Source organism: Ureibacillus sp. MALMAid1270 (genome assembly GCF_049202975.1).
In the GTDB taxonomy this organism is placed as follows: domain Bacteria; phylum Bacillota; class Bacilli; order Bacillales_A; family Planococcaceae; genus Ureibacillus.
This window is the reverse complement of sequence record NZ_JBMIRP010000039.1, coordinates 1-10,601: the sequence shown is the minus strand read 5'-3', so window position 1 is coordinate 10,601 and position 10,601 is coordinate 1. Positions and strand designations below refer to the sequence as shown.

At 35.8% G+C, this 10,601-nt stretch carries 12 protein-coding genes, 7 tRNA genes and 1 rRNA gene; 1 reads left to right on the top strand and 19 read right to left on the bottom strand.

Annotated elements, in window-relative coordinates:
• From ACOQFO_RS05060 to acpS, 18 genes are all read right to left on the bottom strand, one after another.
• Positions 1-112 (bottom strand): 16S ribosomal RNA (locus ACOQFO_RS05060); the annotation flags it as partial.
• Positions 113-232: 120 nt separating this feature from the next.
• Positions 233-306, bottom strand: a tRNA-Gly gene (locus ACOQFO_RS05055).
• A gap of 86 nt (positions 307-392) precedes the next feature.
• A tRNA-Leu gene (locus ACOQFO_RS05050) sits at positions 393-478 on the bottom strand.
• 62 nt (positions 479-540) lie between these two features.
• Positions 541-612, bottom strand: a tRNA-Lys gene (locus ACOQFO_RS05045).
• Positions 613-620: 8 nt separating this feature from the next.
• Positions 621-695, bottom strand: a tRNA-Gln gene (locus tag ACOQFO_RS05040).
• 4 nt (positions 696-699) lie between these two features.
• Positions 700-775 (bottom strand) — tRNA-Asp (locus ACOQFO_RS05035).
• A gap of 25 nt (positions 776-800) precedes the next feature.
• Positions 801-875 (bottom strand) — tRNA-Glu (locus tag ACOQFO_RS05030).
• 1 nt (position 876) lies between these two features.
• Positions 877-951: transfer RNA gene (locus ACOQFO_RS05025), tRNA-Asn, on the bottom strand.
• Between the two features lie 164 nt (positions 952-1,115).
• Positions 1,116-1,586, bottom strand: coding sequence for a SprT family protein (locus ACOQFO_RS05020; RefSeq protein WP_421688605.1), 471 nt, complete (start codon positions 1,584-1,586; stop codon positions 1,116-1,118).
• A 128-nt stretch (positions 1,587-1,714) separates the two neighbouring features.
• Positions 1,715-3,901, bottom strand: a complete 2,187-nt coding sequence (locus tag ACOQFO_RS05015; protein WP_421688604.1) for a Tex family protein — start codon at positions 3,899-3,901, stop codon at positions 1,715-1,717.
• Positions 3,902-4,069: 168 nt separating this feature from the next.
• Positions 4,070-4,846 carry an RNA polymerase sigma factor SigB gene (gene sigB / locus ACOQFO_RS05010; protein ID WP_421688603.1) on the bottom strand — a complete coding sequence of 259 codons (777 nt, stop codon included), beginning with the start codon at positions 4,844-4,846 and terminating at the stop codon, positions 4,070-4,072.
• A complete protein-coding gene (gene rsbW / locus ACOQFO_RS05005; protein WP_421688602.1) occupies positions 4,824-5,294 on the bottom strand; it encodes an anti-sigma B factor RsbW in 471 nt (156 codons plus the stop codon). The genes sigB and rsbW overlap by 23 nt, the downstream gene beginning before the upstream one ends.
• A 3-nt stretch (positions 5,295-5,297) precedes the next feature.
• On the bottom strand, positions 5,298-5,627 hold the full coding sequence (locus ACOQFO_RS05000; protein ID WP_421688601.1) for an STAS domain-containing protein: 330 nt from the start codon (positions 5,625-5,627) through the stop codon (positions 5,298-5,300).
• Positions 5,628-5,827: 200 nt separating this feature from the next.
• Positions 5,828-6,178: a type II toxin-antitoxin system PemK/MazF family toxin gene (locus tag ACOQFO_RS04995; RefSeq protein ID WP_097150343.1), complete on the bottom strand. Its 351-nt coding sequence runs from the start codon at positions 6,176-6,178 to the stop codon at positions 5,828-5,830.
• A gap of 4 nt (positions 6,179-6,182) precedes the next feature.
• The gene (locus tag ACOQFO_RS04990) at positions 6,183-6,407 is read right to left on the bottom strand and encodes a transcriptional regulator (protein ID WP_421688606.1); all 225 of its coding nucleotides are present in this window, start codon (positions 6,405-6,407) and stop codon (positions 6,183-6,185) included.
• Between the two features lie 193 nt (positions 6,408-6,600).
• Positions 6,601-7,716 carry an alanine racemase gene (alr, locus tag ACOQFO_RS04985; RefSeq protein WP_421688600.1) on the bottom strand — a complete coding sequence of 372 codons (1,116 nt, stop codon included), beginning with the start codon at positions 7,714-7,716 and terminating at the stop codon, positions 6,601-6,603.
• A gap of 303 nt (positions 7,717-8,019) precedes the next feature.
• Entirely contained in the window at positions 8,020-9,024 is a 1,005-nt protein-coding gene (locus ACOQFO_RS04980; protein WP_421688599.1) for a LolA family protein, read from the bottom strand.
• 118 nt (positions 9,025-9,142) lie between these two features.
• Positions 9,143-9,493 carry a holo-ACP synthase gene (gene acpS, locus ACOQFO_RS04975; protein WP_421688598.1) on the bottom strand — a complete coding sequence of 117 codons (351 nt, stop codon included), beginning with the start codon at positions 9,491-9,493 and terminating at the stop codon, positions 9,143-9,145.
• 270 nt (positions 9,494-9,763) lie between these two features.
• On the opposite strand from acpS, the gene ACOQFO_RS04970 reads away from it, so the two are divergent.
• Positions 9,764-10,372, top strand: coding sequence for a rhomboid family intramembrane serine protease (locus ACOQFO_RS04970; protein ID WP_421688597.1), 609 nt, complete (start codon positions 9,764-9,766; stop codon positions 10,370-10,372).
• On the opposite strand, the gene ACOQFO_RS04965 is transcribed toward ACOQFO_RS04970, so the two are convergent.
• Positions 10,327-10,601 (bottom strand): transposase (locus tag ACOQFO_RS04965; protein WP_421688596.1); only part of this gene is annotated, 275 nt, incomplete at its 5' end. The two genes, ACOQFO_RS04970 and ACOQFO_RS04965, sit on opposite strands and share 46 nt — an antisense overlap.

The following is a 10,601-nucleotide window of genomic DNA, read 5'->3' as shown; positions in this document are numbered from 1 at the left end:
TCACCCGTCCGCCGCTAACCTTTCAAAGCAAGCTTTAAAAGGTCCGCTCGACTTGCATGTATTAGGCACGCCGCCAGCGTTCGTCCTGAGCCAGGATCAAACTCTCCATAAAAGAAAATTTGATAAAGCTCAAATTTTTGCCGGCATCTTTATGATGTCCAAAATTGTGTTTCTATAATAGAAACGTTTAATTCATTAACGTTTTGTTGTTCAGTTTTCAAGGTTCAAATATTGGAGCGGGTGATGAGAATCGAACTCACGACATCAGCTTGGAAGGCTGAGGTTTTACCATTAAACTACACCCGCATATTAAATGTTTTTATTTCGCTTTACATCAGGCGATCTAAAATTGACGCTAGTTAATAACACCGATATATTTAAAGCAAATCACTTGGTGCGGCCGAGAGGACTTGAACCTCCACAGGGTTGCCCCTACTAGGCCCTCAACCTAGCGCGTCTGCCATTCCGCCACGACCGCGTTTTTGTATAATGAAGACTTCTTTAATTATACATTAATTAACGCGAATGTCAAGGAAAAAGTGAGCCATGAAGGACTTGAACCTTCGACCCTCTGATTAAAAGTCAGATGCTCTACCACTGAGCTAATGGCTCGGAATAAATGGCTGGGGTACCAGGATTCGAACCTGGGCATGACGGAATCAAAATCCGTTGCCTTACCGCTTGGCTATACCCCAAAAATGGCGGTCCCGACCGGGATCGAACCGGCGATCTCCTGCGTGACAGGCAGGCATGTTAACCGCTACACCACGGGACCTATGTATTTTTTCTATTAATTCAAATGGTGACCCGTACGAGATTCGAACTCGTGTTACCGCCGTGAAAGGGCGGTGTCTTAACCACTTGACCAACGGGCCATGGCTCCGAAGGTAGGACTCGAACCTACGACCAACCGGTTAACAGCCGGTTGCTCTACCACTGAGCTACTTCGGAATAATTTTGACTTAACTTGTCGACTTTTACTAGTATAAAGACTTGCTATTAATAAGTCAACACTTTTTATTATATTTTTTAATTTTATTTTTATACAACTAGTTTCAATAATTATTTCGATATAAACAGCACAAATAAATATACTACAAACACTATATTCAAGTCTAGGATTTTTTCTTCATTTCTTTTAGCCGGAGCTTACCATAACATTTACTACAACAATATTTTCTAGTATCCATTCTTCTTTTTCTAGGATATTGATGTTTACAGTCTACACACTCATATAGATATAAACTTAAACTTTTTCGCTTTTGATTTTCTCCAATTGTTGAACAGAAACGAGGTGCACCTACTTTCTTCAGTAATGTACGAAAGTCCGCGTCTCGATGTTTGTAACCTTTACCTAGAATGTGTAAATGATAATGACATAGCTCGTGGAGTATAATACCTCGTAATTCCTCATTGCCAAATAATTCGTATGATTTCTTATTGATTTCAATATTATGGCTATTTAACAAGTATCGTCCACCTGTGGTACGCAATCTATTATTAAAATAAGCACGATGGACAAATGGTCGTTCAAAATAGTTTAGAGATAATTCCTCAACTAAACTTTGTAGCTCTAAGTCTGTCATTCTATCACTTCCTTCCATTCCTCTAACTTACTGCGATCCACTACCATCGAATTTTAATAATGTCATCTCGTTTTGATCAATAAATAATATAAGTGCATAGCGGTCACTATGCACTTATTATTGTATTCTTATTCTATAATCTTTTCTACTTGCTTTTCTGGTGGAATCATCGATAATGCAATGCGTCCTTTTTCTATTTCTACTTTATCTACCCATACCGTAACAATGTCACCTAATGAAACGACTTCAAGTGGATGTTTAACTCTACGTTTTTGTAACTTAGAAATGTGGACTAGTCCATCTTGTTTTACACCAATATCAACAAATGCCCCAAAATCAACAACATTTCGTACTGTTCCTTGTAGTTCCATTCCAACTTGTAGATCTTCCATCTTTAATACATCTGTTTTCAGTAATGGTTGTGGGAAGGCATCGCGTGGGTCACGAGTTGGCTTCATTAAAGTGTCTACGATATCTTTAACAGTAATTTCACCAACACCTAACTGACTACTTAATTGCTCTATATTAATATTTACTAACGCTCCCTCACAAACGCTTGTCCCAACGTCTTTTTTCCCTAAGCCTGCAATTTTTAGGATTTGTTCCGCTAACTCATAGCTTTCTGGGTGAATCCCTGTACTATCTAAAGGATTTTTTGCATCAGGTATACGCAAGAAACCGATTGCTTGTTCATAAGTTTTTGCACCTAAACGTGGCACTTTCTTCAGCTGTGTTCTTGACGTGAATTTACCTAATTCACCACGAGCAGTCACTATATTTTCAGCTACTGTTTTGGATAATCCAGATACATATTGTAACAACGAAACTGAAGCAGTATTTACATCTACCCCAACTTGGTTAACTGCAGTTTCAACTATAAAAGTAAGAGACTCTGCTAATTTCTTTTGTGATACGTCATGTTGATATTGACCAACACCAACTGCTTTTGGATCTATTTTCACTAATTCTGATAAAGGATCTTGTAATCTCCTAGCAATTGAAACAGCACTTCTTTGCTCTACTTGTAAATCTGGAAACTCTGCACGCGCAACCTCAGATGCAGAATAAACCGAAGCACCCGCTTCATTTACAATGACATAAGAAACATCTTTTTCTGGCACTTCCTTTAATAGATCCGCAATAAATTGTTCTGTTTCTCTTGAAGCTGTACCATTTCCTATAGCGATGATGCTAATCGGATATTTATCTAAAATAGCTTTTACTACCTTTTTAGATTTCTCAACATCTGGTTTTGGTGGATGAGGATATATCGCCGTAACTTCTAGCATTTTTCCTGTTTCATCCACAACAGCTAGTTTACAACCTGTTCTGTAGGCTGGGTCTACGCCTAGCACCATTTTCCCTCGGATTGGTGGCTGTAATAATAAACTACGTAAGTTTTCAGAGAAGATATGAATAGCTTGTGCCTCTGCTTTTTCAGTTAAATCATTTCTTAACTCACGCTCAATGGAAGGTTGTATTAAACGTTTGTACCCGTCTTCAATCGCTTCCTTAACAAAAGTAATTGAAGGTGAGGTAATTTTTATTGGAATCCACTCTTTTTCCATAATTTGCAGCATACGATCAAGTGGAACATGAATTGAAACCTTTAAGATATCTTCTTTTTCCCCACGGTTAATTGCTAAAGTACGATGTGGGACAATATATTTAATAGGTTCTTCATATTCATAGTACATTTCAAAGACTTTCTTCTCGTCTTTCTCTGCATCTTTTACAGATGTAGTAATACGCCCTTCTTGCAAGGATAGTTTTCGGATTTTATCTCGAACAGCTGCATCATCAGCAAACATTTCAGCTAAAATGTCTTTTGCACCTGTTAATGCCTCTTCTGCACTGGTTACCCCTTTTTCTTCGTCGATAAAATCCTTTGCTAATTGTTCGACATCCTCTTTTTTAAACTCAAGAAGTAGTGAAGCTAATGGTTCTAATCCTTTTTCTTTTGCGATTGTCGCCTTAGTTCTTCTTTTTTGTTTATATGGTCTATACAAATCTTCAACTCTTTGAAGAATCGTTGCTTTTTGAATTTCAGCTGCAAGTTCCTCTGTTAGTTTTCCTTGTTCATCAATTAGTCGGATTACTTCTTCTTTTCTTTGCTCTAGTTGTTGAATGTAATGATATCTATCTTCAATTGCTTTAATTTGAACTTCGTCTAAAGAGCCCGTTACCTCTTTTCGATAACGTGCTATAAAAGGAACAGTATTTCCTTCTTCTAATAACTTAATTACAGCCTCTGCTTGATGTGGTTTCACCTTTGTATCTACGGCGATCTGTTGTAACATTTTCGTATGACTCATTTTCCCACTGCCTTTCTGTGTACATCGATTAATTTTAACATTTACTCCCTACTCACATCTATTAACAACCTCGACATAATCATCGAAAAGATCTATAAACATTTGAGAATTATCATAAAAAGGGATTGTCATGAACTTCAAATCCCATGACAATCCCATATTTCATTCTTATACTGTACCCGTTGTATAAACCATTTCTTGTAGTTTCTTAATAGCTTGTCTTTGAATTCTCGAAACATGCATTTGGGAAATACCAAGTCTTTCCCCAACTTCTTTTTGACTCATTTGATTGAAGTAGGTTAGCTTGATAATTTCTTGTTCTCGCTCCGTTAGCATTTCCATGCAGTCAGACAATACCATTCTTGAAGTAATCATTTCATAACCGATCTCTTCTTCTCCTACTAAATCTAATAATGTTACGGTGTTACCGTCAAAATCAGATTCAATCGACTTATCCATAGAAAGTGCTTGATAACTTTTACTCATCTCCATAGCTTCTAAGACGTCTTCCACTTGCACCTCTAAATAATTTGCAATTTCATGAATTGATGGCGAATGTTGTAGCTCATAAGTTAAAGTATCAACTGCAGCTTTAATTCTTGGTGCAAGTTCTTTGATTCTTCTTGGAACATGTACATCCCATGTTTTATCGCGAAGGAATCGCTTGATTTCACCAATAATTGTAGGAATTGCAAAGACTTCAAAATTTTTACCTAATGATGGGTCAAATCGGCGGATCGCTCCTAGTAAACCAATCATACCCACTTGATAGATATCATCATAATTTGATTTTGTATAAGAATACTTTCTAGCTATCGATTCAACTAGATATTCATATTTCAGGACTAATTCGGTTTGAGCATCTTCATTTTTTGCTTCCTGTGATTCTATAAATAACCTTTGTAGTTTATCCTCCGAAAACTTATTTCGTGTGTGATAGGACATAATCCTTCACCTGCTCTCTTTTGACAAACTTTGTCATGAAAACAGTTACTCCACCTTCGTTATTTACTCTAACCTCGTCCATTAATGTTTCCATTAAAAATAGGCCAAGTCCACCTTCTCTTAAATGAGCGATACTTTCATTTTGTTTATATGGCCCAATTTTTTGTTTTACCACTTCAAAGTTGAAACTGTGGCCATAGTTAGTGACCAATAATTCAAGTTTATTTGGGTATAGTGCACAACCAATGACAATATCACCGTCTTCAATGCCTTCATATGCATGATGAACTACGTTTGTTACAGCCTCGCTTATTGCAATTTTTATATCTTCAATTTGATCGTATAAGAAACCAACACGATTTGCCAATCCTGAAACTGCAAGTCTTATCACACTGACGTATTGTGGTTTAGCGGGAACTCTTAATTCTACATAGTCAAAAGCTTCCATAGCTTATTCCACCTTTACTCCAACTTCTTCAATATCCATCAATTCGCTTAAACCAGTAATACTAAATAGTCTCTTCAATCTATCTGACAGGCCAAATAACCTTAAATTCCCATTTTCATGAACTACTTTTTTGTAGCACGCAACAATTACTCCTAGACCTGTACTATCCATATATACAACTTTCGATAAATCTAATTCTATTAATCGATTTGGAATAATTTTGATAGATTCAAGTTTATTTCGCAATTTAGGCGCAGTGAATGTATCAATTTCACCTTTTATGAATACTTTGACTAAATCGGTCTCTTCACGAAAATATATATTTAATTCCATTTTTGGCACCTCCCGTAGCTATATATCTACTATTCTATTGAATTTCTAATACAATACCTCTAATATGTTATCGGATAATTAATAAATAGTTATATCGTCAAAAATAACCTGTTTGTTGGATAGTTTTACCTCTTTTATGATACTAAATTAAAAGAGCATTGAAAACTTTTTTAGTTCTCAATGCCCTTTTTCATATGTATTTAAAATTTCATTAACCCTAAACTTATCTCAAGCGCTTCGTCCACTTTATCCATTAGTTCATCGTCTAGTTGAGTAATACGATCCGTTAATCTTGATTTATCGATTGTTCGCAATTGTTCCAGCAAAATTACCGAATTTCTTTCAAACCCATATTTATGTGCATCTATTTCAACATGGGTTGGCAATTTTGCCTTCTGTATTTGCGCAGTAATCGCAGCGATGATTACTGTAGGACTAAATCGATTTCCAATATCGTTTTGAATAATTAGAACAGGTCTAGTACCACCCTGTTCAGACCCTACCACCGGGGATAGATCAGCAAAAAAAACGTCCCCTCGTTTCACAATCAAACTATCATCCCCCGCTTACGAGACGCTCCACCGTATGCTCCGCTTCATATTCGGCATGTAGACATTCACTACTAATAGATAAATTGATTTGCGACATCTCTACATAGCCTTTCATTAAAGCTTCCCGTATTTGATTTGGTTGCTTGTGCGTTGATAATCTGCGAGTTGCAATGACTACATACTCTTTACGTGCAGATTTCTGCTCAAGTGTATTCGATTCCTTAAACATTTCTTGAGGAAACCTAACTTCTTTTAGGACCTCATCAACTTTTTTTGCGTACAAAAACAAGCACCTCCACAAAAACCGTACCAATTCTTCTACTTATTCTATCATCTTGAATGGTAGTTGAAAAGACAAGATATTTTATATTTTGACATACTCTTGTTAATATAGCGGTTTTTGTTGAGATTTTTGTCGAAAATTATTTTGTAATATAGATTCTAGGCACTCTAGCAGTTATGATACATGGTATTTCGTAATTGATCGTCTCTACTTTTGCTGCCCATTCATCAATTGTTACCTCTTCTTCGTTTTGTTTTCCAATTAGCGTAACTTTTTCTCCTATATTATATGCTTTTGGTAATGCAATCATACATTGATCCATACAAATTCTTCCGATAATAGGAGCTCTTTTACCATCAATCAACACTTCTTGCCCACCTAATTTACGTATTAAACCATCTGCATAACCAATTGGAATCGTACCTACATAAATTGTTTCGTCTGCAGTATATGTTGCACCATACCCAACAGACTCTCCTTTATGAAGTAGTTTTACTGATACTAATTCAGTTTCCAATGAGAAAGATTGTGTAATAGGAAACGGCAATTTTGTTTGAACGTAAGGAGATGGAGCTAAGCCATACATGGAAATACCAAAACGCACTGCATCGTATTGTAGTGTATTGTCTTTCATTAATGTAGTTGCAGAATTTGCAACATGAATAATTCGAGGTTTGTTTGGTAATTTACTTATGAATTGGTTTAGTTTATCGACTTGTTTTGTGAAGTATGACTCATTTTCTTCATCTGCAGTTGCAAAATGAGTAAACACTCCGTCTAATAATAATCCATTTGTCTTTTCAATTTCTGAATATAGATCTAACATCTCATCAATTGTCGTAACGCCCAATCTTCCCATACCAGTATCTAATTTCATATGAACTTTTAATGGTCGATTCGAAGTTAGCTGTAATTGTTTAACCCAATCAGAAGAGAATACCGTTAAAATAATGTTTTGTTCAGCAGCAACAGTCGCAAACGAAATTGGTGAATGTCCTAATATTAATATATCAATATTAGGGAAATATTCTCTTAAATGAAGTGCTTCATCTGGCGTAGCAACCGCTAGCATTGTAGCTCCTGCTTCAATTGCAGCTTCCGCTACTTTAATGTCTCCATGACCGTAAGCATTTGCTTTTACAACTGCAATAATATGTACATTTGGCTTTAGAAAGTTCTTTAGATTTCGAACATTTTCTTTAATTGCTTCTAAATTTATTAAGGCACGCGTTGGACGATAATGTTGTGTAGTCATTTTTGTTTCCCCTTATTTGATAGCTCCTATATTAATTATAATAGAAAAAAATTGGTATTTTGTGTATATTTTTTTATATTTGTAACATTTGTAATTAACAGGCATATACAGAGCATTAACGCTTATGTTTTAAGCCATTAGTTCAAATCGATTATTATAAGTCTGCCATTTGTAACTAGAAAATAAAACAAGATCTATGAATCATCGGTGCACTTTATCATTATTCTAAAAAATCATAGAAATCAGTGAGGGTTGTACCCCCACTGATTATATATACCTGTCCAACCCTAGATTAGGTAAGGTTTATTTTAAGCCGCCTGGTATTAAAGATGAAGCGACTTCAATCATTTCTTCTCTTGTTAAGTTGTTTGAAGCAAGGAAGAATGATACACCATTTTGTTCCCAACTGATAGAGTTGTCCGTAATTGCACCAATTGTAAAGCCTAAATCAGCAGGATCACCAGGAGCAAATACTTGGACAGTTTCTTCTTCATTATATACAACTGGTTGTTCCATTAAAGTAAAGGCTTTTTCACCCTCAAATGTTAGAATGACGCGTTCTGTACCATCCTCAACAATTCTATTTTCATCAACTAATGTTGTACCTTCCCATTGTAGAACAGGATAGTGTACTTGGAATTCTTCTTTTTCATTGCTTCCTGTTGTATTGCTGTTTTCCTCAGTAAATTTGTCAATTGCAAACTCTTCTTCTTTGTGTTGAGTTCCTAAATCAACTTTACTGAACGTGATAAGAATTTGTTCTTCTCCCGCTTCATTTAACACGGATACTGTTTTAGGTAACTTTGTTTTCTTATCAACAGTAATTACTTGAGTAGGCATAACACTCTTATGATTATTTCTTGTTGCAGCTTGCAAGATGTAATTGTTTTCATCTTCTTCCATCGTTACATTTTGATCTGCTAATAAGTCTTCAGCAAGAGCACCAATTAAATACGGTTGACTATTTTGTTTTGGCCATTCACTTTGGAACTTGTACGTTTTTCTAAGTGAAGGAGTTACTACAAACACGCCCTCTTTATTACGTACAATCATTTGTGTAACGTCTTCACCTTGTTGCGTTACTTTAACTCTGTAAAAGTCCGGTTTTGTGTACCATACATTTACATCATAAACTCTTGGTTCACTACCTGTTTTAATTTCCATTGTTGCGTCTAGCTCATAGCCATTTGTGTTACTCCATTTGTTACTAAGATTTTTTAATACATCTTCCTTAGACTGACTTCCACATGCTGCTACCACTACGACACTTAACAACAAAACTAATAATAAGACTATTCGTTGTCGCAAAATTCCATCCTTTCTACTTCTCGATAGGACAAATATATGAGTAGAAGAATAACTTTATGCTATCACTTTTGGACAATCCATTAATTTATATAAATTTGTTAAATTAATACCATATTATCTAGATCATCAATAGTACTTGTGCTGCTGCATAATCCTTCGAATGTGTAATACTGACAAAACCTTTCACACTTTGACGATTAAAATATAAGTTCGGTTTCCCTAGTTCATCGTTTAAAATCTCTATTTGATGAAATTCACACCCCTCTCGAATTCCTGTCCCATTTGCTTTAGCATATGCTTCTTTTGCTGCAAATCTTCCTGCTAAAAACTCAATTTTTCTTATATTGGACAATTTGTTGTATTCCTCTAGTTCTCGCTCCGATAAGATACGATTTCTAAATTTTTCATGCTCGTCTGCTTTTTTAATCCTAGAAAGTTCTATAATATCTAAACCTATTCCTTTTATCATAGACATTCTCCTTTTCTTCTTCTTTTCATACAATGTATAATAAGGATAAAGTGAAACTTCCATCAGTGGTGGGTCTTTCACCGCCAATGATGGTTAGTTGAGGCCCACAGGATGTGGGTCATGCAGACGTTGCGACAGGACGTCGCGTTTTTAGTCTGCAACCAATCGGGGTGTTAGCGTCCGTTAACTCACGCCTATCCGCTCCGTTCTTATAAATCTTAAGGCGTGAGTTATACGGATGTTTTCACCGAGATAAATTGAGGTGGATATATGTTTATTAGAAGGGAAAATTTTAAACAATTTATCAAGTTTTACCCTGTTGCATCTTTTATCATAGCGATTAATCTTATTATTTACATTTTAACAATCCCATTTGAAATGAGGGAATTACTATTTACATATGGGATGAGTGTTAATTTACTTATTTCTAATGGTGAATGGTGGCGGGTCGTATCCTCTACATTTCTTCATGCAGATTTTTTCCACGTTTTGTTTAATATGTTTTCGTTATTTTTATTTGGTCCTGAACTTGAAAAAATTGCGGGTAAGGCTAGATTTTTAACGATTTATTTATTAGCAGGTATTTTCGGAAATGTATTTACTTATTTAACGCAAGATCCATTCTACGCTAGCGTTGGTGCAAGCGGTGCGGTTTATGGGATCTTAGGGGCATTTGCTGCTTTAGTTTACTATACACGTCATACAATGCCACAATTAAAACAGATTATCATGCCAATCATTATTATTAGTGTTATTCTATCATTCATACAACCTGGCGTTAACATCATGAGCCATCTTGGTGGTCTAGCAACTGGTTTCGTTTTAGGTCTTATCTACTTCACACCTAAAAACATTATTCGTTGGCGGAATAGAAGATAAGGGGCTGTCCAAAAAGCCCTAAAAAGAAAACAGATGAATGGAAATTTTGATTTCCCATTCATCTGTTTTCTATTTTCTTTGATTTTTAGTGAAAGTAGCTGGCGGATGCCTGCTACTTTCAGGAGATTGTGAGCCATTGCCACAATCCCAAACTCAATATGGACTTTTTTCAGCCCACGCAGTGAAAATCGGCGAAACGACCGATTGCCCTTGAGGTGACCGAACACAC